Source organism: Algoriphagus sp. (assembly GCF_046296635.1).
Classification (GTDB): domain Bacteria; phylum Bacteroidota; class Bacteroidia; order Cytophagales; family Cyclobacteriaceae; genus Algoriphagus.
Window position 1 is genome coordinate 1 of record NZ_JBKBKZ010000061.1, and the last position, 303, is coordinate 303.

Here is a 303-nt window from a genome sequence, read left to right on the forward strand (position 1 = left end):
ATACGCGTTACGCACCCGTGCGCCACTCTCATCTCAACCGAAGTCAAGAATCCCGTTCAACTTGCATGTATTAGGCCTGCCGCTAGCGTTCATCCTGAGCCAGGATCAAACTCTCCATTGTATATAAATTTTAAGTGTTCTCTGGCCCCTTTAAAGGTACTCTTCAAATATCATCGCTGATATCTTTCTATAATACGCAATTCACTATGCTGGTTACATTCATTCAAAGAACTCTTTCCTTACTACTTTCTAGTAAGCTTGTGGTCTGTTATCTCAAAACCTTTTTATTATTCCCACTCTCCT

Annotated in this window: 1 rRNA gene; it reads right to left on the reverse strand. The window is 40.9% G+C overall.

Features of this window, described 5'->3' with window-relative positions:
• Window positions 1-121: ribosomal RNA gene (locus ACK4HU_RS21950) — 16S ribosomal RNA — on the reverse strand; the annotation flags it as partial.
• Window positions 122-303 lie beyond the last annotated feature (182 nt).